The organism is Caballeronia sp. S22, assembly GCF_964261745.1.
Lineage (GTDB): Bacteria > Pseudomonadota > Gammaproteobacteria > Burkholderiales > Burkholderiaceae > Caballeronia > Caballeronia jiangsuensis.
Map to the genome: position 1 here is coordinate 1169848 of NZ_OZ180039.1, position 25235 is coordinate 1195082.

Sequence of the window (25235 nt, forward strand, 5' to 3'; positions counted from 1 at the left end):
CGAAACACTTCAGGGATTCACGATTCGGGTAAGCGAGCCCAGCGCGACGAAGGCTCTCATGCGAAGCGCCAGCATGAGACTGCCCTGTGCCCGGATCACGTCTTTCACGGCCGGATCGCTGAGTGAGCCGAGCCGGTTGAACGGCGTGCGGAAGCAATGCGCCAGCGTGATGCCGAATCCGGTATCGGCGGGATCGACGCCATGCCACCAGAACGGCGGAATATAGAGGACATCGCCGGGTTCGAGCGTCGCTTCGAATTTGGTCAGGGATGCATCCTCGGGAAAGAAGCGCGCCCGTTCATCCATGTGATGCAGGTTGGATTTGATCGGCACGGCGTATGCATGCCAGTCTTCCTTCGAGAGCCTGAACATCGAGACGCGCTTTCTGCCGATGATCTGCGTCGTCAGCGTCTCGTCCGTCGTGTGGTAATGCCATTCGGTCGAGGCATTCCGATAGATGAAGAGACGGTCGCGGGCATAAGCGCGTGGCGGCAAATCCCGGTTCGCATGCAGAAAATCGTAGCTTCCGAGGTCGGCCTTCCATTCCTGCGGAATCGGCAAGGCGCGAATGGCGAAGGTGTCGTCCGGTCCCGCGTTGCGCAAACACGCGATCGCTTCATCGAGGCGATATTTCGGGAGGTTTTGATACCAGACGCCGGCCGGGCTGGCGTTGAACGTATCCGACACGCCCACCTGGCGGTTCGCCAGTCCTTCGAGATAGCCGGGCGTGCCCCATTTCCTGAAAGCGGGCCAATTCGTGACAGCGTGTCTGATCACGATGGGTTGCTGTGCGCAAACATGGTCGCGCCAGAACCGTTCGTGGTCGATCGCTTGATTGTCGATGGCCGCAAGCTGTACAGCCCGGCCCGGAACGAGATCGATAACTTTCACGACGCGCTTCGTCATTTTCCACTCCTCATATCGTGGTTCGGTCGGACCGCGGGTCGGTCCAGTGCGCATCGATGTAGTCCAGGCATTGCTTTCGTGAACTAATCGTATGCTCCACTTCCCAGCCGGCAGGAACGTCGAGATGAGCGGGCCAGAGCGAGCGCTGCCGCGATTCGTTGATCAGGACACAGAACGTGCCCTCATCGTCGTCGAATGGGTTGTCCATGCTGTTGCTCCCTTGTTCGTGCTTCGGGTTGCAACGAAATATAGGCGCCGGGAGTTAGCAATGAATTAGAAGTCGCGCAGGCAATCCGGCCATGCCGGACGCGGCGCGCCCCAGACCGATGAGCGTCTTGCGCCAGTGATGAGGAATGCCTCGCTATTACATATCGGCTTCGATTCCGGATCAAGAGGAATTGAACGTCATCGCGCGTGTCACGAACCGTTCATGTAGCGGCGGGCGTCGTCATCACGCGCTGGACTTTGCCTTCTTCCATCCAGACGACCTTGTCGGCGGCGTTGAACCAGCGATCGTCGTGACTGACGGCGATGATCGTCTTGCCCGCCGCCTTCAGCCTCGGCAAAAGTTTCTCGTAGTAATAGCGACGGAACTGCGGGTCCTGATCGGCGGCCCATTCATCGAAGATCAGCACGGGCCGACCTTCCGCGAGCGCGCTCACCATCGCGAGCCGTTTGCGCTGACCGCTCGACAGGTCCGTCGTGCTGAAGCGCCCGAGGTTGTAGTGAACCTTGTCGGACAGGTCCATTTCCCGAATCAGATCGGCGAGATCGTCGTGCGCGGCGTCGAGGCCATAGAGGCGGTCGAACAGATGGAAGTCGGAGAAGATCACCGAAAAGAGCTGCCTGTAGGCTGTCGCGTTGGCATCGGTGACGGTCTTGTCATCCCAGCGCACTTCGCCCGCATCCTGCGCATACAACTGGGTGATCAGATTGAGCAGGGTCGATTTGCCGCTGCCGTTGCCGCCCGCGATGAACGTGATCTCTCCGGCCTTGATGAACAGATCGCACGGACCGACGTGAAAGCCCTGCTGCTCGCCCGGCGACTTGTAGGTGTAACTCACGCCGCGCAGCGCGATGCCATGCGCCAGTACGGGCGCGGATGCGCCGGGGCCCGTTTCGGCCGCGCGTTTCGCCTGCTCCAGTTCGCGTTCGAGCGCGTGGAGCCGGTCGACCGCGAGATCGGCGCGGGAGACCGCCGGCAGCGCCTGAATCAGACTGGCGATGGCCCCGCCGGAAAACACGATGACGAGAATGATCTTCGCGGGCGTCGACGAATTGCTGATGTAGTACGGCGTCAGAAACACCATGCAGCCGAGCAGGCCGTAGAAAAAGGCGTCGCTCAGGGTCTGTCCGCGATTGAATCCACGGCCTGAACTCACGCGCAAATCCTGCACGGCGAGCGCGCGCTGCACGATGTAATTGTCGAAGAGATCGGTATCGCGGCGCGCATTCATCTTGATCTCGCGAAAGCCGCGCAACAGATGATCGAAGCTGGAACGAAACGCGCTTTCGAGTTCCGTCGCTTCTTTCGACAGCGCTTCCGCATGCGCATAGCTGCTGCGATAAAAAAACGTCGCGACCCCGAGAAACAGCAGCGTGACCGCGAAAGCGATCAGCGACAGGTAACCAATATACAGCGCCGACGACAACAGCTGCGTGACGAAATAGATCAGCACGATGACGGTCGGCGCGGCTTCCTCAATCGTCTGCAAGTCCCGGCCGATGGCGAAATCCACACGCATCGCGCCGATGTTTTCATAGGCCTCCAGATCCAGCGAGCGCACCGCCCGCGCGATGTCCAGGCGCTTTTGCAGGATGAAGTTCGAGATCACGGCGGTGGTGGCGTTGAGCGCATAGTTCATCGCGAGAAGCAGCGCCACGCTCGCGATGATGAAGAACGCCATCAGATAGAGATTCGGCCCCTTCGACTGATCGTAGTTCGCCACGGTCGTGACCAGCGCGATCACGCCGGACATCATCACCCCGGGCAATGTCGATGCCAGAAGCAAGGGCGTGCGATCGCGTCTGGCCTCGCCGAACAGCAGCTTGATGAATTTCATGGGTGCTCGTGGTCTCCATGCTACGGCGCTTCACGCCGCAGACTCGCCGGCCGTATGTCGGTCCAGTTTTCGTTGATGTAGTCGATGCATGCATGACGTGTCGCCACGCCGAACACGCGGTTCCATCCGGCGGGCACGGCCGCGAAAGACGGCCACAGTGAATGCTGCCCTTCATCGTTGCACAGAACGAAAAACTCGCCGGTCTCGTCATCGAAAGGATTCATCTCGCTCTCCGGGTCATGGCGTTTTCCAGACGGGATTCACCCATCCGTGTTCGTCATAGTCGGCGAGGCACTGATCGACGAGATCCGTCATCTGTTTCAGTGAGCCGTCCGCCGACGCCATCGCTTGCAGATGCACTTTCACTTCTTCGTGGCTGCCCATGTAGTTGCGTTCGTACAGCTCGTGACGCCCCGCGAACTCCGTGCCGACCGCGTCCCACATGAGCTTCATCAGCTTGATGCGTTCGCGATGCCCGATGCCGTTCGAGCCGCGAACGTAGCGCGACAGATACCGGTCGATGTCCGGGTTGTCGAAGTCGCGCGTGGAAGAGGGCAGATAGATCAGCGCGGACGCCACGATCTTGTGGACGATTTCCTTGATGCGCCCATACGAATCCGGAGCGAGCGCGCGGTACGCCAGCGCGGCGTGCAGATTCGGCAGCACGGCGCCGTCGATCCAGCGGTCGGGCTGACGCGCCATCGTGTTGGCGAGCGACCAGAACATATGACGCAGCGCGATGACCTCGCCGAGCATCACCTGATTGCCGCGAAACTCGTCACCGCTCGTGACGTGCAGCGCTTTCGAGAGCAGCCCGGTGAGAAAGTCCAGCTTCACCGCGTATCGCGTGCAACCGTGAAAGCTCGTGCCGTGCATGAAGCCAGAAGCGGTCGGGAAATCCGGCGGCATGGCATCCGTGCCGTGACTCAGCACGTTCTCCCACGGCACGAACACGCGGTCGAGGATCAGGATTGCATCGTTCTCGTCGAAGCGGGAACTGAGCGGCGAATCGAAGGGACTCGACACCTGCGTCGCCTGATATTCGTACGAGTTCCGGCAGATGAGCTTGAGCCCCGGCGCGTTCATCGGCGTGAAGAACATGACGGCGCGGCTCTTGTCGCTTTTGGCGATGCCGGCGTGATGGCTGAGAAACGTGTAGTGCGTGAATGCGGCGGAAGTCGCGACGACCTTCGCGCCCGAGATGACGAGACCGCCGTCGGTTTCCTCGTCGATATGGATGTAGACGTCCTGCGCCTTCTCGGGCCGCGCGCGATCGATCGGCGGATTGGCGAGCGCATGATTCATGAAGGGCACGGTTTCCTGCGCGAGCTTGTGCCATTGCCGGGCGTTGCCGGCGAATGGCCCGTAGTAGTCCGCGTTCACGTTCAGCGTGTTCATGATCGACGCCTTGTAGTCCGGCGTGCGTCCCATCCAGCCATAGGTGAGCCGCGCCCATGCCGCGATGGCCTGCTGCTGCGCGACGAGATCGTCCGCGTTGCGCGCGTGCCGGAAGTAGCAGTGCGTGAAGCCGCCGTTGCCCGTGTCGGTCGCGCAGGTGAGGCCGGGCTGCTGCGCGGGATCGTGCAGCGCGTCGTAGAGGCGCGCAAGCGAGCGCGCGCTGTTGCGGAACGCCGGATGAGTCGCGATGCCGTCGATCCGCTCGCCGTCGAAGAAGACCTCGCGTCCGTCCTGCAGGCTGTCGATGAATGCCCGACCGGTCAGCGGCCGCGCCGCCAGATGCCGCGATAGCTCATTCACTGTGTCTCACCCGATTGGCAAATAGATCACGAATGATCGGTCCGATGACGGCGAGCGCGTCGGCCCGCATCATGTGGTCGTGTTCATAGGGCACATCGATGATGTCGAGCGCGCCGCGTGCGCTCGCGCGCCATGCCCGCAGCGAAGATTCGCCGGACGGCGTCGCCGTGGCGCGCATGAACGTGATCGGCGCACTGAGCGGCGCGGGCCGGAACGCGGCGGCAAGCGTCGCATGGCACGCGGTGACCTCGACCAGCGCCGGCAACGCGCTCTGCGGCACATGCGCGAGCGGGCTTTCGATCGCGCGCATATGGTCCATCACGCGGTCCCAGCGCAGCGCACCAGGCGCGGTGTCGCTGGCCGGATAGCCGATCATCGCGAGGACATTGCCCAGATGCGTGGCCGGCGCGAGCGTTTCGTGCGGCGCACTCTGAGGCAGCGTGCTGTCGAGCAGCACGACATGCGCGACGGTCTCGCCCTGCGCTTCGAGGCTCGTCGCGATCCGGTGCGCGACCAGGCCCCCGAACGACCATCCCATCAGGCGATAGGGGCCACGCGGCTGGATCGCGCGGATATGCGCGATATACCGGTCCGCGAGCCCGGCGACCGAAGGCGGCGGCGCTTCGCCGCTCAGCATCGGGGATTGCAGCCCGTAGAGCGGAACATCGACGCCGATATGCGGAATGAGCGTCGCATAGCACCAGCTCAGGCCATATCCGGGATGCACGCAGAAGAGCGGCGCAGCGGCGCTCGCATGCTGTAGCGGCAACAGCGGCGCGAGCGCATCCGACGCGTGACGATGCCGCAACCGCGCGGCCAGGCGCGCGACGGTCGGCGCTTCGAACAGCGCGCGAATGCCGGGATCCACGCCCAGCGAATCGCGGATGCGGTTGACGAGCCGCGCCGCGCGCAGCGAATGTCCGCCGAGCGCGAAGAAGTTGTCGTCGATCGATACGGCTTCGCGCTCCAGCGTCTCCGCGAAGAGCCGCGCCAGTTCCGCTTCGCGGGCGTCGCGCGGGGCGAGGAAGCGTCGCGGCGCGTGAATGGGCGCAGGCAACGCGGCGCGATCGAGCTTGCCGTTGAGCGTCACCGGCAGGCGATCGAGCGTCGTGAAGCTGGCCGGCACCATGAAGTCGGGCAGGCTATGGGCTAGTGCATCGCGCACCCGGGCTTCGTCGTAGTCCGCATCGGCGACGACATAAGCTGCCAGTTGCCCGTCCACCAGCGCAACGGCGCAGTCACGCACCGATTCCTGCGCGCGCAGCACGGCTTCCGCTTCGCCAATCTCGACGCGAAAGCCGCGTACCTTGACCTGATGATCGGAGCGGCCGAGAAATTCCAGTTCGCCGTCGGCGGACCAGCGCGCCAGATCGCCCGTTCGATACATGCGTTCGCCCGGCGCGCCGTAGGGATCGGCGACGAAACGCTCGCCGGTCAGATCGGGCCTGCCGATATATCCGCGCGCAAGTCCCCGCCCGGCGATATAGAGATCGCCGGCTGTCCCCGGCGGGCAGCGGCCCAGCCAGCGGTCGAGCACATGCACGCGCGTATTCCAGACCGGCCGTCCGATGCCGCTTCGGGTCCGGTCCGCCGCAAGCTCCGCCGCTGTCGACCAGATCGTGGTTTCGGTCGGCCCATAGACATTGATCACGCGGCGGGCATGGGCGCGCAGCCGTTCCGCGAGACGCGCGGACAGCGCCTCGCCGCCGGTCAGCGCGAGCCTGAACGCGGGCCGCGGGCCGTCTTCGATTTCGCGCAGCAGCGCGTCCCAGAGCGTCGGCGTTGCCTGCATCACGTTCGCTCGCGATGCAGCGGCGAGGCGCGCGAGCCGGCGCGGATCCTTCACGTCGTCGGAGGCGGCCAGCACGATCGTCGCGCCTGCGAGCAGCGGACCGAGCAATTCGAGGCACGCGATATCGAAGCCCAGCGTCGTTACCGCGAGCAGGCGGTCGCCGGATTTCAGGCCGATGCGATCCTGCATCGCCGCCAGCAGATTGACGAGGCCGGCGCGCGGCACCGCGACGCCCTTGGGCGTGCCGGTCGAGCCGGACGTATAGATCACGTAGGCCAGATGCTCCGCGCGCGCAGCAGGCGCGATGGCGGCGAATACCGCGCCGTCGCCGTCATGCGCCGGCAAGCGATCAACGACGAGCGCGGGTTGTGCATCGTCGAGCATGGCCGCGATGCGCGTCTGCGGATAAGCGGGATCAATCGGAAGGAAGGCCGCGCCGCTCTTCAGGACGCCGAGCATGGCAACGACGATGTCGGGCGTGCGCGGCAAGGTCAGCGCGACCAGATCGTCGGGGCCGATGCCGCGTGCGATCAGCGCATGCGCCAAACCATCCGAACGCCGCTCGAGATCGGCGTATGTCCAGCGCGTTTCGCCCTGTTCGATCGCGACAAGCTCAGGCGTGCGCCGCGCCTGCCGCGAAAACTGTATCGCGACGTCGTCATCGGGGATGGCGTGCGTCGTTCGATTCCACGCGCTCATGCGTTCGGCTTCGGCGGGCGCGAGCAGATCGCGGGCGATGACCGCCTCTTCCGGCGCCGCCGCGACATGCTCCAGCACGCGCACGAACCGGTTCAATAACTTGTGCGCTGCTTCGGCATCGAACCGAGTGATCCGGCAGTCGAGACGCAGCGTCATGCGTTCGCCCGGAATCGCCACGAGCGTCACGGGATAGTGCGTGCCGTCGTAACCGTCGATGCCCGCGATCGCGAGCCCATCCGACGCGCCGTGCAGGCGGCGGGCATCCATCGGATAGTTCTCGACGATCAGCAGGGAGTCGAACAGTTCGTTGTGTCCGGACTGCTCCAGGATTTCCGTGAGGCCGAGATGCTGATGCGGTAACAGGTCCGCCTGCGCCGCCTGCATGCGCCGAAACAGATCGGGCCAGCGCTCGCCCGGATCGAGTACCACGCGCAGTGGCAGCGTATTGATGAAGAGGCCGACGCGCCGCTCGATATCCGGCAACTCGGCGGGACGCCCCGACACCGTGATGCCGAACACGATGTCCTCGCGTCCCGTGAGCCGGGCGAGCAGCACGGCCCACGAGGCCTGGAGAATCGTGCTCATCGTCGCTTCGTGGCGTTGCGCCAGCGTGACGAGCGCGCCGCTCAGGCTCTCGGGCAGATCGATCCGGATCGTGCGCGCGTCCGACGCATCCGAACCCGGTTCGGGCCGCGTCAGCCGTGTCGGCCCGTCCAGTCCGCGCAGCGCTTCGCGCCAGGCGGCACGCGCGGCCGTCCTGTCCTGGCGCTTCAGCCATGCGTGCTGATCGCGTAGCGCAAACGCGGCCTTCGGCGCATCGCCCGCATACAGCGACATCAGATCGGACACCACGACCGGCATCGACCAGCCGTCGAGCAGCAGATGATGGTTGCTCATCACGAGCCGATGCCGTCGCGGACCGGTCTTGACGAGCGCGAAGCGCAGGAGCGGCGCGCGTTCGAGATCGAAGCGGCGTTCGCGTTCCGACGCGAGCATGGCCGACAGCGCCCCGGCGATATCTTGCGCGCCCGAAATATCCACCGCACGCCACGGCGCGTTCACCGAACCGGCGACGACCTGAACCGGCCGTCCGCTCACGGTGCGAATGCTCACGCGCAAGGCTTCGTGACGCGCCAGCAGCGCGTCCGCCGCGGCCCGCAGACGCGCGGCATCGACGTGCCCTTCGAGGGTCAGCGAAATTTGCGCGATGTAGGGATCGGGGCCGGACGCATCGTATTGCGAATGGAACAGCAGCCCTTCCTGCAAGGGCAGAAGCGGCAGGATGTCCTGCGCGCCGGGCGTCGCGGTCTCGATCGCGTCGATCTCCGCCTGCGTAAAATCGCCGCCGACATCCGATGGCGTCAGGCCGCCGGATTCGAGCCGCGCCATCGCGCGCAGCGCGTCGAACCAGCGGCGGGCCAGTTCGCGAATCGATGTCTCGTCGAACAGGCCGCCCGCGAAGGTCCAGTGCGCGTGCAGCTGCGGCCCGTCGTCGCCGTCGACGACCTGTGCATCCAGCGCAATGGCATGGGACAAGGGCGCATCGGCATCGTCGCCGCCTTCGAGCGACAGGCCGCCAACCGCCGACCAGACGCCGCCCGAACCGCCGAAGCGGCCGAGGTAGTTGAACGACAGTTGCGCGCGCGCGCCTTGCAGATGCGCGGCCGTCCGCGCATTGAGATAACGCAGCAGCCCATATCCGATGCCGTTATCGGGCAGCGCCCGCAACGCTTCCTTGACCCGCTTCACGAGCGCGGCGAGCGGCGTCGCTCCGGTTTCGACGCTGTCGATATCGATGCGCACGGGATGAAGGCTCGTGAACCAGCCTACCGTCTGCGACAGATCGAGACCGCTGTCGCCCGGCTCGCGTCCATGCCCTTCGAGATCGAGCAGGACCGGACCGCTCGCGCCGCGCCATCCGGCCACGGCGAGCGCGTAGCCCGCGAGCAGAACGTCGTTCACACCGCCGCGGAACAACGCGGGCACGCTGCCGAGCAGGCGCGCCGTGGTCGCGGCGTCGAGCTGCGCGCTCACGCGACGCGCCGTCGCCAGCGTGTCGGTGCGTTCGAGCGGGCGCGCGGCGAGCGGCAAGTCGGCGGCGGAGACGATCCATCGCCAGCGATCGAGTTCGGCAACGCGCCGCGCGGCGTGCGCATCCTCGTGAAGATGGCGCGCCCAGCGGTGAAAGGACGTCGGCACCGGCGGCAGCACGCACGGCTGGCCGCGCGCGGCGAGATCGTAGGCCTCTGCGAGATCGTCGAGCAGGATGCGCCATGACACGCCATCCACGACGAGATGATGGATCGTGAGCAGGAGCATGCTCGCCGCCGCGCGCCGGTCGTACCAGACGGCCCGCAGCACGCGGCCTTGTTGCGGCGCGAGCCATCGTTCGAGCGCGTGTTGCTGACGCGCGGCGTCGCGCTCGACATCGGCGCTGGTCCAGTCGCGTGCATCGATCCGTTGCAGCAGCGTCGGCGCATCGGCGTCGCCGGGGGTTACATCGAGTTCTCCGTCGATCAGACGCGCCCGCAGCAACGCATGCCGCGCGATCGCCGCCTGCAATGCCTGCACGAGCGTCGCGTGGCGCGCGTTGGCCGGCAGGCTTATCCGCATGGACTGGCTGAATGCGCCGATCGCGCCGCCGCGCCCGTTCAGCCAGCGCATGATGGGCGTGGCGGGCACGCGGCCGGTCGCATCGTCGTCCGGTGGCGATGCCGTGCCGCGTCCGGCATCGGATAGAACGCCGGCGATCTGCGCGAGGCCGGACGGCGTCTTGTGCCGGAACACATCGGCCGGGCTCAGATCGAGGCCCGCCGCACGCGCGCGGCTCACGAACCGGATCGACAGAATGCTGTCTCCGCCCAGCGCGAAGAAGCTGTCGTCCGCCTGCACATCCTCGCGGTCGAGCACTTCGGCGAAGAGCCGCGCGATCACGGCTTCCCGTTCTGTCGCCGGAACGCGCCGCGCCGATAGCTCGCGCGACGGTGCGGGCAACGCCTTGCGATCGAGCTTGCCGTTGGGCGTGAGCGGCAGCGCGTCGAGCACCACGAACGCCGACGGCGCCATGTGCGCAGGCAGACGTCTTGCGACGGCGGCGCGCAGCGATTGCGCATCGAACGTCGGTGCCGTCACGACATAGGCGACGAGTTGCCGTTCGCGCACGGCGACGGCGCAGGAGCGCACGCCATCGTCTTCCATCAGCACGGCTTCGATTTCGCCCGGCTCGATGCGAAAGCCGCGCAACTTGATCTGCTGATCGGCGCGGCCGAGATAGTCGAGTTGGCCATCGGCTCGCCAGCGTCCCAGATCGCCCGTGCGATAAAGCCGCGTTCCCGCCGCGCCGAACGGATTGGCGACGAAGCGCTCGGCCGTCAGGTCGGGCCGCGCGAAGTATCCGCGCGCCAGTCCCGCGCCGGCGACGTAGATCTCGCCGGTCACGCCCGCCGCGCACGGTCGCAGGCAGGCGTCGAGCACATGGACCTGGCTGTTCCACACCGGACGTCCGATCGGCGGCGCGAGCGGGCCGGCGAGGTCGTCGCTCATCGTCGCGCATACGGTGACTTCCGTCGGTCCATAGGCGTTGACGAGCCGACGCCCGTTCGACCAGCGTCCCGCCGTGTCGGGCGAGATCGCCTCGCCCGCGGTGACGATCGTGCACGCGGCGGGAATCGTCGCCGGGTCCATGACCGCGAGCAGCGCGGGCGGCAGCGTCACGCAGGTGATGTCCTGCTCGCGGATCAGCCCGGCGAGGCGCTCCGCCGACATCAACGCCGGATCGGCGAGAACGAGGCGCGCGCCGCGCAGCAGCGTGACGAGCACTTCGGAGACGGCGGCATCGAACGAGAGCGACGCGAACTGCAACACGCGCGACGCTTCCGTGATGCCGAAGCGCTCGGCCTGCGCGCCGGCCAGACTCGCGATGCCCGCACGCGTCACCACGACGCCCTTCGGCTTGCCGCTGGAGCCCGATGTATAGACGACATACGCGGGATGACCGGGCGCGACGGCGCGCACGAGCGCGCCTGTGGGCCAGCCCGCGAGCGGCGGCAGCGCCGAAAGCGTGCGCGCGGGCCGCGCATCGGCGAGCATCGCGTCGATGCGTCCCTGCGGATAATGCGGATCGACCGGCAGATAGGCGCCGCCGCTCTTGAGCACGCCGAGCATCGCGATAACCATGTCGGGCGTCCGGTGCATGGTCAGCGCGACGATGCGCTCCGGCCCGATGCCATGCTCGACGAGGCAATGAGCCAGCGCGTTCGAGCGCATGTCGAGTTCGCGGTACGTCAGTTGATCCGATCCCTGCGTCACCGCGATGGCATCCGGCGTGCGCGCTGCCTGCGCGCTGAAGCGTGCCGCGACATCGTCCTGATCGACGGGACGCGCGCTTGCGTTCCAGCGCTCGATCTCGTCGCGTTCGCCGCGCGCAAGCAGGTCGATGCGCCCGACGAGACCGTCCGGCTGCGCCGCCATCGACCGCAGGATTTGCATGAGCGTTTCGAGAAGCCGCCGCGCATCGTGGTCGGATATCCGATCCGCGCGATGATCGATCCGCAACTCCAGTTCGCGCCCCGGCGTGACCATCAGGCTGACCGGATAGTGCGTCGTGTCGTTGACGGTCATCCCCGTCAGCACGACGCCGTCGATCTCGCTTTGCATGCGCGCGGCGGGATAGTTTTCGACGACCACCAGCGTGTCGAACAGCTCGCCGTGCCCGACGAGCGCCTGCACCTCGGTCAACCCGATGTGCTGATGAGGCAGCAGCGCGGACTGGTCCCGCTGGATGCGTTCGAGCAACTGCGCGACCGTCTCGCCGGCGTGCAGGGTCGCGCGCAGCGGAAGCGTGTTGATGAAAAGCCCGACGCGTTTCTCGACGTCCTGCAACTCGGCTGGCCGTCCGGCTGCCGTGACGCCGAACACGACATCGTGCCGCCCGGCCCAATGGCCGAGAAGGATCGCCCACGCGCCCTGCGCGAAGGTCGCCAGCGTCAGGCCGCGATGGCGCGCGCAGTCAACGAGACGCGCCGTCGTTTCCGCATCCAGCATCCCGGCGACGGATTCCTGTCGCGCGGCGTTCGCGCCGGGGTCCGCGTTGGCGACGAGACGCGTCGGTCCGTCCAGTCCGTCGAGCGCCGCCTTCCACGCGCTGCGTGCGGACTCGCGATCCTGCTTCGCCAGCCAGACGAACTGGTCGCGCAACGGCGGCGCATGGCCGAGCGCTTCGCCGGCGTAAGCCTGCATCAGCTCGGACACGATGACGGGCATCGACCAGCCATCGATCAGAAGATGATGAAGACTCAGCACCAGCCGATGATGACCGTGGCCCAGCCGCAGCAGGGCGGCGCGCAGCAACGGCGCTGAAGTCAGATCGAAGCGATGCTCGCGATCCTGCCGAAGCCAGTCCGCGAGCGCATCGTGCGGATTCGTGGCGTCGGTTAGATCGATGTCTCGCCAGCGCGTTTCGACGGCGCGGCGCAGCGCCTGCACGGTGCGTCCATCGACGGCATGAAAGCTGACCCGCAGCGCTTCGTGCCGTTCGATCAGCCTGTTCAGCGCGGCATGCAGCCTGTTCCGGTTCAGGTCGCCTTCGAACGACAGCACCAGTTGCACGATGTACGGATCGGGACCGGCGGCGTCGAACATGGCATGGAAGAACAGCCCTTCCTGCAACGGCGCAAGCGGGAGAACGTCTGCGGCATCGGGCACATCGGCGCGCAACGCGGCCAGCATGTCCGGCCACGATGCATCGGCGGACTGCGGCTCGATGCTCAGATCGCGCGCGACGACAGCGAGCGCGGCCGGCGTCTTTTCCCGGAAGACATCCGCGGGCGTCAGCACGAGCCCCGCCTTGCGTGCACGGCTGACGAGCTGAATCGACAGGATGCTGTCGCCGCCCAGCGCGAAGAAGCCATCGTCCGCACCGACGGATTCGATATCGAGCACGTCCGCGAACAGCTTCGCCAGCGCGGCTTCGCGCGGCGTCGCGGGCGGGCGCGTCGCCGATGTCCGCGCCTGATAGGCTGGCAGCGCCTTGCGGTCGAGCTTGCCGTTACGCGTGATCGGAAGCCTGTCGAGCCTCACGAAGCCGACCGGCACCATATAGTCGGGCAGGCGCTGCCGGAGCGCCGCGCGCACATGCCGCTCGTCGTAATGCTCGTCAGCGACGACATAGGCCACGAGACGGCTGCCCGTCGCGCCGTCCTGCTGCGCCAGCACCGCGCACGCGCGGATCGCGGGCTGCTCGGACAGCGCGGTTTCGATTTCGCCGGGTTCGACGCGCAGTCCGCGCACCTTCACCTGTTGATCGGCGCGGCCGGCGAATTCCAGCTCGCCCTGTTCGTTCCAGCGTGCGAGATCGCCGGTGCGATACATGCGCGCGCCGGGCCGTCCGTGAGGATCGGCGACGAAGCGCTCGGCCGTGATGCCCGTCTGCCCGACATACCCGCGCGCGAGGACATCGCCCGCGATATAGAGATCGCCCGCCACGCCGATCGGGCAAAGGTTCAGGAAGTCGTCGAGCACGTGAATCTGCGCGGACGCTCGCGGCGCGCCGATCGGAACCGGATGCCGCAGCCGCCGGTCCGGCGTCGCCGGAAAGCTCGTGACGAACACGCTGGTCTCGGTCGGGCCGTAGCAGTTCAGGAGGGTGATCTCCGGAAAGCGTTGCAGGACCCGCTGGAAGCTCGCGACCGAGGCCGTGTCGCCGCCGGTGAGGATCGTGCGCAGGCCGTTCAGACACTCCAGGTCTTCCGTGACCAGCAGATTGAACAGGCTCGTCGTCAGGAGGAGATTGTTCGCGCCGTGGTCGGCGATTTCGCGGCGCAGATCGGCGGGCGTCAACTGCTCGCACGAAGCTACGGCGAGTTCGTCTCCGCGCAATAACGCGCTCCAGATTTCATAGCTGCTGGCGTCGAACGCATAGGCCGACTGGAACAGCACGCGTTGCGGCGGAAGGTCGAGCAGATCCATCGCCATATCGACGATGCCCCTGTGCGTCAACTCGATGCCTTTGGGCAGCCCGGACGAGCCGGACGTGTACATGACGTTGATCAGGCACTGCGGCGGGATGTCGATGATGAGGGGACTGTCGTCGCCTTCGTCGAGCATCGCGGGATCGATGCGGAGCGTTGCCGCGGCGCCGTAGCCGGGGTGTGTGTCGGTATCGTGGAGCACGAGCGCGGCTCGCGTGTCGTCGAGCATGCGCCTTATGCGCTCAGGCGGCTGGCCGCGATAGAGCGGCAGATAGCATCCGCCGGCCTTCACGATGGCGAGCGTCGCGACGATCAGCTCAAGCGAGCGGGCCATATCGACGGCGACGCGTGTTTCCAGTGCAACGCCGTGCGCCGCGAGCCGATGCGCGAGCCGGTTCGACATCCGGTCGAGCTGCCGATACGTCAGTGCGTGCGCGCCGCAACGCAACGCGATGGCGTGCGGCTGCCGCTCGACGATCTGCGCGAAGCGTTGCGGGATCGACTGCGCTTCCCGCTGACGCGCCTGCGATGGCGCGCCGAAGCCGAGCAGCGCCGCGCGTTCCTCGGGCGCGAGCACGACATGACGCCCGATGCCCGCGTCGGGATCGGCGATGGCCTGATCGAGCATGCCCTGAAACGCGGCGGTCATGCGGCGAGCGGTGGCGGGCTCGAACAAATCGGCGGCGAATTCGAGACTGCCTTCGATGATGCCGTGACCATCATCGCCGCCGCCGTGGGCGATGAACTCGAATGCGAGATCGAACTTGGCCGCCGCATTGCCGATGGCGCGCGGCGTCGCCGTCAGGCCTTGCAGCGAGAGCCGCGCGTCATCGCCGTATTCGAGCGTCAGCGCAACCTGGAACAGCGGATGACGCGCGGCGCCGCGCTCGGGATTGAGCGTCTCCACGATGCTCGAAAACGGCACATCCTGATTGGCGTAAGCGGCGAGATCGACATCGCGCACGCGCGCGAGCAGTTCGCGAAACGTCGGATGGCCGCTCGCATCGACGCGCAGCACCAGACTGTTCACAAAGTAGCCGACGAGGTCCTTGAGCTGCTCGTCGAAGCGGTTTTCGCCCGGCGTGCCGATGAACACGTCCGTGCCCGCGCCGAAGCGTCGCAGCACCGCGACCAGCGCGCACTGCAACACCATGAAGAGCGTGGCGTGATGAGCCTGGGCGAAGTGCGCCGCGCGACGATGCAGGCCCGCATCGATCCGGAACGCGATGCGTTCGGCGCGGCCCAGCGCGTCGGCCGGTCGTGCGCGCACGCGCGGCAGCGGCAATTCGTCGGGAAGGTCGGCCAGCATGCCGCGCCAGTAGGCGAGCTGCCGTTGCGCGAGACTGCCCGTTTCGTGGACGGAGCCGAGCAGCTTGCGCTGCCAGTCCGCGAAATCGGCGTACTGCACCGGCAGCGGCGGCAAGTCCGGTCGCGCGCCGGCGCGCCGCGCGGCGTAAGCCGTCGATACGTCGCGCAGAAACGGCGCGAGCGACGCGCCATCGAAGGCGATGTGGTGAAAGCTGAAAACCAGCACCGCGCGATCTTGCGTACAGCGCAGCAGGCGTGCCCTGAAGGGAATGCGGTTTTCGAGATCGAAGGGCGCGCCGGTCTCGTCGGCGATATGGCGATCGAGTTCGGCGGGCGTGATGTCCGTCACGGCGAGCAGGTCGTCGAGTTCGCTCGCGCGCAGGACATGCTGATACGGGCCGTCGTCCGCATGACGAAAGAGCGTGCGCAGGCTGTCGTGCCGCGCGGCGACGTCGTGAAGCGCGAGACGCAGCGCGTGCGCATCGCACGGACCGGACAGTTCGAAGGCGTAGGGCAGGTTGTAGGCGGCCGCCGCCGCGCCATCGCCCAGCCGCGCCAGAAACCACAATCCCTGCTGTCCCGCCGACAGGCAGGCGCGCTCGCGCGATGTCTCCGCCGACAAGCGCAGCCGCCGCGTGCCGCCGCCTTCGAGCAACGCGGCAAGCCGTTCGACGGTCGGCGCGCGGAACACATCGCTGACGCTCGCATCGATCTGCAATACGGCGCGTATCCGGTTCGCGAGCTGTGCGGCAAGCAGCGAATGGCCGCCGGATGCGAAGAAGTCATCGTGGATGCCGACGTCATCCAGCCGCAGCACATCGGCGAACAAGCGCGCGAGTTCGATCTCGACGGGCGTTCTGCCGGAAGGACCGCGACCGCCGTCACGCATCGCTTTGGGCAAGGCGGCGCGATCGAGCTTGCCGTTGGGAAGGAGCGGCAACGCGGACATCGCGACGAAGGCCGACGGCAGCATGTAGTCCGGCATCCGGCGCGCCAGCGAGTCGCGCACAGCGGCTTCTTCATAGCCGGCTACGGGCACGACATAAGCGACGAGCCGTCCATCGCCCGGTGCATCCTCCTGCAGGACGACGGCCGCCGCCGCGACATGCGGATGCGCGAAGAGCGCAGCTTCGATTTCGCCCGGCTCGACGCGAAAGCCGCGTATCTTGACCTGCCTGTCAGCGCGGCCGAGATATTCGACTTCGTTGTCGCCGCGCCGACGCGCCCTGTCGCCGGTGCGATACATCCGCGAGCCGGGCGGACCATGAGGATCGGCCAGAAAGCGCTCTGCCGTGAGGCCCGGTTGCCCGAGATAGCCTCGGGCCAGTCCCGCGCCCGCGAGATAGAGTTCGCCGGCCTCACCCGTGGCGCAGGGTTGCAGGCGTTCATCGAGCACATAAGCCGATGTGTTCCAGATCTCGTGGCCGACCGGCGCGCCGTTGGCCGGCGTGGCGACGGCATGCAGGCTGTCGCCGCTCGCTTCCGACGACCCGTAGAAATTGACGAGACAGGCATCCGGCACGCAGGCGGCAAAGCGTTCCGCCAGCGCGGGCGGCAGCGTTTCGCCGCTGCATATCCAGAGTGGACAGCGGTTGAGCGCGACGTGATCGGGCTGATCGAGCAGCGCCGCGAGCAGGCTGGGAACGACCGTGATGCGGCTAATATCCAGACGCGGAATTTCGGCGGCCAGCAGCGCCGGGTCTCTGGCGACATCCGCATCGGTCAGCGCGACCGTGGCGCCCGCGATCAGCGGCGCGAGCAGTTCCGTCGCGCCATCGATAAAGCTCATCGAGCTTTTGGCGAGCACCGTTTCGCCGGGCGCGAACGCATACGTTTCGGCCACCCAGCACAGTCGATTGACGAGGCCGGCGTGCAGACCGACCACACCTTTCGGGCGGCCCGTCGAGCCCGACGTATAGATGACATACGCCGCATCGAGCGGGCGTGCGCCTGTGCGATGCGCCGTTTCCTCACGCGCGGCATGATCGCTCGCGGGGAGATCGACCATATGCAGTATCGGAATCTCCCGCACGATTTCGGCGAGTTCGGCGGCGAGGCTCGTGTTGGTCAGCACGCACGACGGCCGCGCATCGCGCGACATGAAGGCGAGCCGGTCCGCCGGATACGCGGGATCGAGCGGAAGATAGGCCGCGCCGCTCCTGAGCACGCCGAGAATGGCCAGCACCATGTCGAACGAACGCGGCAGCGCGATCGCGACGATGTCCCCCGGCCCGAGCCCGTGCGACATGAGCAGATCGCCCAGCCGGTTCGCGCGCACGTTCAGTTCCGCGTAGGTCATCTGGCGCGCGCCGTGCAGCAACGCCGCGGTCGTGGGCGTGCGCGCGGCCTGGCGCTCCAGAAGGTCGCATACGGTCAGCGTCGTCAGCTCGTCGGCGGACCAGCGCGTCGCGTCGTGGCCGCCGTCGATCGGATCGGTCAACGCGTCCATTCAATCAGCCATCCTGATGATGAGTGGACGTCAATCCACGTGCACGCAGCTCGGGAATCACGGCGCGGCCAAATTCCTCGAAGGTGCCCGGAAAATGCGTCGGCGTGATGACGAAGCCGTCGCAGCAGTCTTCGAACAACGCCTGAAGTTGATCGGCGACATCCGACGCCGTACCGATGAGACGCGGCGTGCCCGTGCTCGCCGACAACCCGATGGCGACATCATCGACGCGAATGTCGGGTTTCGCATCGAGCAGCTTCGCAAGCCACGCCAGCGTGCCGCCCGCATCGACCGCGGGCCGCTTGCGCTGGGTTTCGAGAATCGGCTGCAAGGGTGCATCGCCCGATACGCCCGACAGGTCGAGGCCCAGCATCGCGGCCAGATAGCTTCGGGCTGCATCGGAGTTCACGAGCGTGTCGAGATGCGCGGCGCGGGCCTCGGCGATTTCACGCGTCTCGCCGATCACGGGTTGCACCGCCGCCATCAGGCGTATGTCCTGCGGCGAGCGTCCCATGCGCGCGGCGCGTGCGCGGACGTCGTCGCGCAGTTCGCGCATGGCGGCGGGCTCGCTCTGTATCGCGAAGATGACTTCCGCCCAGCGCGCCGCGAAGTCGCGGCCTCGCGGCGAGACGCCCGCGGCCATCAGCGTGGGTCCGCCCCGGTACGGCAGCGTCAGCGGGCCGCGTATATCGAAGTGACGGCCCTTGTGATCGATCTGATGGATCTTGTCGGCGCGGGCATAGACTCCGGACTTCTTGTCGGCAATGAGCGCGCCTTCATCCCACGAGGACCAGAGGTCGTGACACACCGTCAGCACTTCTTCCGCACGATCGTATAGATCGCGATGATCGAGCGATGTCAGATGCGCGAAGTTGATGCCGTTGCTCGGCCCCGCCGACGTGACGACATTCCACGCCATTCGACCTTGACTAAAATGATTCAGTGTACTAAGCGTTCTGGCGATATGATAAGGCTCCATATAGGTCGTCGACAGCGTGACCGTAAACCTCAGGCGGCGCGTGACGCCGATCATCGGCGCAACGAGCAAGGCGGGATCGTGACGGATCGCGCCGCTTGCACCGCGGCTTGTCATCGTTTGCCATTCGCCGTCTTCACCCATTGGAACGGCGAGCGATTCCGGCACGAACGCATAGTCATAACCATAGCGATCAAGGCTGCGAGCCAGGTTTTCGTAGAGCCTGCGATCGCAGAAATCGGTTTCGCTATAGGGATGGCGCCACATGGCGCCGAAGTGACTTCCGGGCACCAGCACGTAAGCCGATAAAAGCATGTGACGGCGCGTCACGATGCGGCTCCGCGTACCATGTCACACGTTTGTGATGCCTTGATGGAATCATTTCCAGCAGGGTTTCGTACGAACATGCGACACCACCTTTTTACTGGTAGTCACCGGAATTTCTGCGTATATTGTTCTAGTGTGGTTGAAGTTGTCAATTAAGTTGACCTGAGGGCCAAGACATGAAAGACAACACCGCGGTCACCGAGACTCCTCATACGGAAAGAATTACCAGCGACACTCCCGCTGTGACGCGCAGCACGAGTCCGGCCACCAATGGCGTGAAACTCGTGGGCGAAGCGTTCGTCCCTGGCGCGAGTCTTCTGATGGATGGAAATGTCGTGAATGGCGCTGTGCACGTGGCAGCAGGCATCGGCATCAAGATGCTTTTCGGGCCGGTCGGTCTGCTGCTGGCGGCGGCTGATTCCTACTCGAAATCGGTGACCGACAAGTACCTGTGGAACCACGTCAACGATCTCGTCACCAAGGCGAAGGAGACGCGAAAGGCCAGAGCGGAAGCGGCGAGCCCGCCGGCCGAGTAATCCCCCATCGGTTCTCCGCCGATACGATTGCAAACATCACTGAGCATAGCTTTTCAGATGCGCCCGAAGCACTCGCCGCGCATCTGAAAGCATGTGCACGCTCGTTTCAATGCTCGAGTCGCTGAAACACCCGAAGCTCGTGCCCATAGATCAGACGGGGAATGAATTCACCATGCACGAGAGCGAGCCGATGATCGCCGGCCCAGGTTTCCACGGCGCCTTCGGGGACTTGCTCCACCCACTCGCGCGTAAAGATGTAATCGTCGATATTGTGGGCCAGCCGACGCCCGCCCGGGCGCGCGGTCATATCCTTGTAGAGAAAAATGCCGCCAGGTTTGACGCGCTGCGCCGCGGCGGCGAATACGTCGCTTCTGCTTCCCGGCGGGACGTGATGCAGGACGTCCACCATCGCAACGACGTCGAACGGACCTTCCGGCGCTTCTGCGACCGACCGTACGTGCTCGAACGTCAGAATGTCTTGTGCGCCGACACGCTGCGCTGCGGCGCGCGCCGATTCCAGCGGCGGCGCCATGACGTCGCAACCCACGCCACGGCGAATCTTTTTCATGGCCGCGAGCAGCGTGAGCAGCGATCCCGCGCCGCAGCCCACGTCGAGAACCTCGGCGCCGTCGCGAATGAAGGGCAACAGTTTGTCGTAAGGGCAGACGTAAGGGCGAATCGCGCTCAACCATCGGAAGGGCGCGGGCGTGTCGCAATACGCGGCATAGAAGAAACGGCGCAATTGCGCGGGCGTTGCAGCGCTGTCTACCGAGGGAATGGAGGCCGATGCGGGAGCGAGCATTTCCGTGTGCAGGTGTCGTCCGATCTTGCGCTTGATGTTACTATGCAAACACTTTTTGCGCCGCAAAATTCTGCGAATTATTCGTTATCCGTACGAGTTGATGCCAGATGAGCCCAGCGGATCCAGTCGATGACGAGGCTTCCGAACCTCAAAAGCACCGCATAGTCAGGCACGTCCGGTATCGGATGAGCAGGAGCGAAAAGTTCATCGCGGTGTCGCTCGTCGTCGGCGTCATCGTGCTGCTGCTGATTCCTTTCACGTTCATCATCATTCCGGCGGGCCATGTCGGCGTGCTCTATCGCTTGCTGAGACACGGCACGGAGACGGACTTCGTCTATCACGAAGGGCTGAACATCAAGTGGCCGTTCGACCGGATCTATACCTACGAGGTCAGGACGAAGACGCTCGACGAGAGCGTCCACGCGCTCGCGCGCGACGGCCTGAGCGTTCAGGTGGAGATTTCCGTGCTGTATCGCCCGGTGCCGGATAGCGCGGGGAAGCTGCATCAGGAAGTCGGCTATGACTACGTGGACCGGGTCGTGCGTCCGATTTCGCTCGGCGCCGTGCGCGACATCATCGGCAAATGCGATCCGCATGATCTGTATCGCATCAATGTCGAAGAGCTGGAAGGCCGCATACTGGAGAAGATGCACGGATCGCCGGCCGCGAAGGGGCTTATTTTCTTCGAGCGCGTCGTCGTGCGCGATCTCGATCTTCCGACCACGGTGAACGACTCGATCAACAGAAAGCTCACGGAAGAACAGAATGCGCAGGCGTATAAATTCCTGATCGCGCAGGCGCAGGACGAAGCGGAGCGCAAGCGGATCGAGGCCATCGGCATTCAGACGTTCTATTCCATCGTCGCCAATTCGCTGACGCCCCAGTTGCTGACATGGCGAGGCATCGAAGCGACCGTGCAGTTGTCGAACTCCAGCAACTCGAAGATCGTCGTGGTCGGCGGCGGGAAAGATCAGCTTCCGTTGATTCTCGGAAGCGACATCGCCAAGCAGCCGGACCTTCCCGCGCCGAAGGTGATCGACCCGCAGTCGCATCCGCTGCCGCAATGGCGCGATCTTCCAAAGCTCTTTCCGAAAGCCGGCGACGCGGGCGGTGCCGCCTCCGAAAGCAGCGGCGGCACCGCGCCCGGCGATGAAACCAACGTGTCGCGAGCCGCCAATCCAGGCGTTAAACAACGTTAGATGCTTGTGATGTTAAGCTGATTGCTCGTTGCAGCCGCGACGATCACGGGAGGCCATCATGATTGTGATTCCCAGCCTCGTTTATATCGTTCTGAGCCTGCTCGTCGCGTATCGCGGCCGGCGCACGCATCTCGGCTATCTCGGAACGTTTCTTCTGAGCTTGTTCATTACGCCGATCATCGTGTTCGTCGGCCTCCTGCTTCTGACGCCTTCGCCTGAGAATGTCGAAATCATCTATCGCGGAGACAAGCAGAAGATTTAGGCGAGGCTAATCCGCGTTGGGCATCGCTTCGGACGCGACACGCTCCGGCACTTGCGATCGCCCGAGCCGCGACATCGCGTAATACAGAATGCCCGGCACGACGATGCCCACGATCCACGATATATCGACGCCGCCCAGCGCATCGACCCACGCGCCCGTATAGAAGCCGGTCGCGACGAACGGCATCTGCACGAGCACGCCGAGCGCATAGACCGTGATGCCCGTGACATTCCATCGTCCGTAACGGCCATTGACATCGAAGAGGGCGGGCACGTCGTAGCGCTCGCGCGTGACCCAGTAGTAATCGACGAGATTGATCGCGCTCCACGGCGTGAAGAACACGAGCAGAAACAGCAGGAACGAAGAAAACGCCTTCAGGAACGAGTGCTGTCCGGCGAGCGCGAGTCCGCTCGATGCCGCGACGCTCAGCAGCACGAAGACGAGCCGCGTGCGTGACGAGATCTCGCGCTGTCCGCCGAAGCCGGTGACGATGGCCGCGACCGACATCACGCTGCCGTAGGCGTTGAGCGTGGTGATCGTGAGCTTGCCGAGCGCGATCGTGAAGTAGAGCACAGCGGCAATCGCACCGGTCGCACCCAGTCCGACGATAAAGCCGACCTCGTGCCCCGAAAAGCGCTCGCCGGCAAGCGCGGCGGCCAGCACGCCGAAGGTCATCGATACCTGCGCGCCGATCACCGTGCCGCTGAACACGGCGAAGAAGGTCTTGCGCGCGGAAGTCGACTTCGGCAGGTAGCGCGAATAGTCCGCGACATACGGCCCGTACGCGATCTGCCACGAGGCCGACAGCGAAATCGCCAGCAGAAAGGAAGCCACGGTGAAGTGCCGGTTCGCGAGCAGCGTATCGGGCGCATGGCCGTGCAGCAGGCTCGCGAACAGATAGAGAAACGCGAGCGTGCCGACGATGCTCGACACGCGGCCCATCGCATGAATGACGCGATAGCCGAAACCGGTGAGCAGCACGATCAGCGCCGCGAAGATCAGGATCGATGTCGTGTTGTCCGTATGCAGGAGCGCGCCGATGGCCTGCCCCGCGAGCACCGTGCCGCCCGCCGAAAAACCGATATACATCACGCAGACGAGCACGAGCGGAATGATCGCGCCGTACACGCCGAACTGCACGCGGCTGGAGATCATCTGCGGCAGGCCGAGTTGCGGGCCCTGCGCGCCGTGCAACGCCATCACCGCGCCGCCGATGACCTGGCCGATGAGCAGCCCGATCAGCGACCAGAACACATCGCCGCCGAGCACGACCGCGAGCGCGCCGACGACGACCGCCGTGACTTGCAGATTCGCGCCGAACCACAGGGTGAACTGGCTGAACAGGCTGCCGTGGCGCTCCGCGTCGGGAATATAGTCGATCGAGCGGCGCTCGATCAGCGAGGCGTTCGCGGCGGGTGCTGAAGTGTTGCGTTCCATGCTCGTCTCCTGAGCGGTAAGGCACTTCGTGAGAAAGATGTGTGCGGATTCAGATCGCGTCGACGAATGCCGGCACGATGTCGTGCAGATCGCCAACGAGACCGTAGTCGGCCACGCCGAAGATCGGCGCGTCCGGATCCTTGTTGATCGCGACGATCACCTTCGAATCCTTCATGCCGGCGAGATGCTGGATCGCTCCCGAAATGCCGACGGCGACATACAACTGCGGCGCGACGATCTTGCCGGTCTGCCCGACCTGATAGTCGTTCGGGACGAAGCCCGCATCGACGGCGGCGCGCGATGCGCCCAGCGCCGCGCCGAGTTTGTCGGCGAGCGGTTCGAGCATCCTCGCGTAGTTCTCGCCGCTGCCGAGGCCGCGTCCGCCCGACACGATGGTGCCGGCGTTCGTCAGTTCGGGGCGCTCCAGCTTCGTCGCTGCGCGGCTGACGAAGCGCGACAGCCCGCGATCCGCAGCCGCTTCGATGCGCTCGATCGAAGCGCTTCCCCCTTCCGCCGATACGGCATCGAAGCTCGTCGCGCGCACCGTGAGCACTTTGACCGCATCGGTCGATCGGACCGTGGCGATGGCGTTGCCCGCGTAGATCGGGCGTTCGAAGGTGTCGTCGGCGATGATGGCCGTCACGTCGCTGATCTGCGCGATGTCGAGCTTCGCGGCGATGCGCGGCATCGCGTTCTTGCCGAAGGCCGTTGCGGGCGCGAGGATGTGCGAGTAGTTCGCGGCGATCGGCAGCACCGTCGCTTCGATGTTCTCCGCGAGGCCGGCTTCGAGTTGCGGCGCATCGGCGAGCAGCACTTTCGACACGCCCACGATCTTCGCGGCGGCTTCCGCGATGCCGTGCGCGTGATGACCGGCGATCAGCACATGAATATTCGCGCCGATCTTCCGCGCCGCGCCGATGGTCTTCAACGTCGCCGCATTGACCGACGTGTTGCCATGTTCCGCGATAACCAGAATCGTCATTTCCCTGTCTCCGTCAAAGGACCTTGGCTTCGGTCTTGAGCTTGTCGATCAGCGCCTGCACGCCGGCCAGTTTCACGCCGGGCGCGCGCTTCGGCGGCTCGGTGACCTTGAGCGTTTGCAGGCGCGGCGTGACATCGACGCCGAGTTCTTCGGGCCGAACCGTATCGAGCGGCTTCTTTTTCGCTTTCATGATGTTCGGCAGCGTGACGTAGCGCGGCTCGTTGAGGCGCAGGTCGGTCGTGATGACGGCGGGCAGCTTCAACGACAAAGTTTCCGCGCCGCCGTCCACTTCTCGCGCGACGATCGCGAAGCCGTTATCGACTGCGATGCCTGAAGCGAACGTCGCTTGCGGCATACCGGCGAGCGCGGCGAGCATCTGGCCGGTCTGATTCGAATCGTCGTCGATGGCCTGTTTGCCGAGGATGACGAGTTGCGGCTGCTCCTTGTCGACCAGCGCCTTGAGCAACTTGGCGACCGCGAGCGGCTGCAACTCCGCGCTGGATTCGACCAGAATCGCGCGGTCCGCGCCGATCGCGAGGGCCGTGCGCAGCGTGTCCTGCGACTGCGCGACACCGCACGACACGGCGATCACTTCGGTCGCGACACCGGCCTCCTTCAAGCGCACGGCGGCTTCGACAGCGATCTCATCGAACGGATTGATCGACATCTTCACGTTCGCGATATCGACGCCGGATCGATCGGACTTCACGCCCACTTTCACATTCGCGTCGACGACGCGTTTGACTGCTACAAGAACCTTCACGATTCGTC

14 protein-coding genes are annotated in these 25235 nt (G+C 65.4%); 3 read left to right on the top strand and 11 right to left on the bottom strand.

All coding sequences use genetic code 11. The features are described from left to right. Nucleotides 1-9: 9 nt before the first annotated feature. The 7 genes from ACEN42_RS36990 to ACEN42_RS37020 all read right to left on the bottom strand — a co-directional run bounded on the left by ACEN42_RS36990 (nucleotide 10) and on the right by ACEN42_RS37020 (nucleotide 19249). Nucleotides 10-906: a cupin-like domain-containing protein gene (locus tag ACEN42_RS36990; RefSeq protein WP_371882540.1), complete on the bottom strand. Its 897-nt coding sequence runs from the start codon at nucleotides 904-906 to the stop codon at nucleotides 10-12. A 10-nt stretch (nucleotides 907-916) separates the two neighbouring features. Then, nucleotides 917-1114, bottom strand: a complete 198-nt coding sequence (locus tag ACEN42_RS36995) for an MbtH family protein (protein WP_187603676.1) — start codon at nucleotides 1112-1114, stop codon at nucleotides 917-919. A gap of 220 nt (nucleotides 1115-1334) precedes the next feature. Then, on the bottom strand, nucleotides 1335-2969 hold the full coding sequence (locus tag ACEN42_RS37000; RefSeq protein WP_371882541.1) for a cyclic peptide export ABC transporter: 1635 nt from the start codon (nucleotides 2967-2969) through the stop codon (nucleotides 1335-1337). A 20-nt stretch (nucleotides 2970-2989) separates the two neighbouring features. Next, nucleotides 2990-3193 (bottom strand): MbtH family protein, encoded by a 204-nt coding sequence (locus ACEN42_RS37005; protein ID WP_035499072.1) that lies wholly within the window; start codon nucleotides 3191-3193, stop codon nucleotides 2990-2992. A gap of 13 nt (nucleotides 3194-3206) precedes the next feature. Continuing rightward, nucleotides 3207-4727, bottom strand: a complete 1521-nt coding sequence (locus ACEN42_RS37010) for a 4-hydroxyphenylacetate 3-hydroxylase N-terminal domain-containing protein (protein ID WP_371882542.1) — start codon at nucleotides 4725-4727, stop codon at nucleotides 3207-3209. After that, entirely contained in the window at nucleotides 4720-17943 is a 13224-nt protein-coding gene (locus tag ACEN42_RS37015) for an amino acid adenylation domain-containing protein (protein ID WP_371882543.1), read from the bottom strand. Before ACEN42_RS37015 ends, ACEN42_RS37010 begins: the two co-directional genes overlap by 8 nt. Nucleotides 17944-17947: 4 nt before the next feature. Continuing rightward, entirely contained in the window at nucleotides 17948-19249 is a 1302-nt protein-coding gene (locus ACEN42_RS37020) for an NtaA/DmoA family FMN-dependent monooxygenase (RefSeq protein WP_371882544.1), read from the bottom strand. Between the two features lie 173 nt (nucleotides 19250-19422). Between ACEN42_RS37020 and ACEN42_RS37025 the strand changes: the two genes are divergently transcribed. Next, nucleotides 19423-19782 (top strand): DUF6072 family protein, encoded by a 360-nt coding sequence (locus tag ACEN42_RS37025; protein ID WP_371882545.1) that lies wholly within the window; start codon nucleotides 19423-19425, stop codon nucleotides 19780-19782. A gap of 106 nt (nucleotides 19783-19888) precedes the next feature. On the opposite strand, the gene ACEN42_RS37030 is transcribed toward ACEN42_RS37025, so the two are convergent. Beyond that, a complete protein-coding gene (locus ACEN42_RS37030; protein WP_371882546.1) occupies nucleotides 19889-20632 on the bottom strand; it encodes a class I SAM-dependent methyltransferase in 744 nt (247 codons plus the stop codon). A 137-nt stretch (nucleotides 20633-20769) separates the two neighbouring features. Here ACEN42_RS37030 and ACEN42_RS37035 point away from each other — a divergent pair, with 137 nt between their 5' ends. Next, the gene (locus ACEN42_RS37035) at nucleotides 20770-21783 is read left to right on the top strand and encodes a prohibitin family protein (RefSeq protein ID WP_371882547.1); all 1014 of its coding nucleotides are present in this window, start codon (nucleotides 20770-20772) and stop codon (nucleotides 21781-21783) included. 58 nt (nucleotides 21784-21841) lie between these two features. Further along, on the top strand, nucleotides 21842-22045 hold the full coding sequence (locus ACEN42_RS37040) for a hypothetical protein (RefSeq protein ID WP_187603668.1): 204 nt from the start codon (nucleotides 21842-21844) through the stop codon (nucleotides 22043-22045). A gap of 6 nt (nucleotides 22046-22051) precedes the next feature. Here the strand turns inward: ACEN42_RS37040 and ACEN42_RS37045 are convergent, their stop codons facing one another. The 3 genes from ACEN42_RS37045 to ACEN42_RS37055 are packed head-to-tail and all read right to left on the bottom strand — an operon-like array spanning nucleotide 22052 to nucleotide 25227. Next, nucleotides 22052-23482, bottom strand: coding sequence for a cytosine permease (locus tag ACEN42_RS37045; protein ID WP_371882548.1), 1431 nt, complete (start codon nucleotides 23480-23482; stop codon nucleotides 22052-22054). A gap of 49 nt (nucleotides 23483-23531) precedes the next feature. Continuing rightward, nucleotides 23532-24464: an electron transfer flavoprotein subunit alpha/FixB family protein gene (locus ACEN42_RS37050; protein ID WP_371882549.1), complete on the bottom strand. Its 933-nt coding sequence runs from the start codon at nucleotides 24462-24464 to the stop codon at nucleotides 23532-23534. A 13-nt stretch (nucleotides 24465-24477) separates the two neighbouring features. Beyond that, the gene (locus ACEN42_RS37055) at nucleotides 24478-25227 is read right to left on the bottom strand and encodes an electron transfer flavoprotein subunit beta/FixA family protein (protein WP_371882550.1); all 750 of its coding nucleotides are present in this window, start codon (nucleotides 25225-25227) and stop codon (nucleotides 24478-24480) included. Nucleotides 25228-25235: the final 8 nt, after the last annotated feature.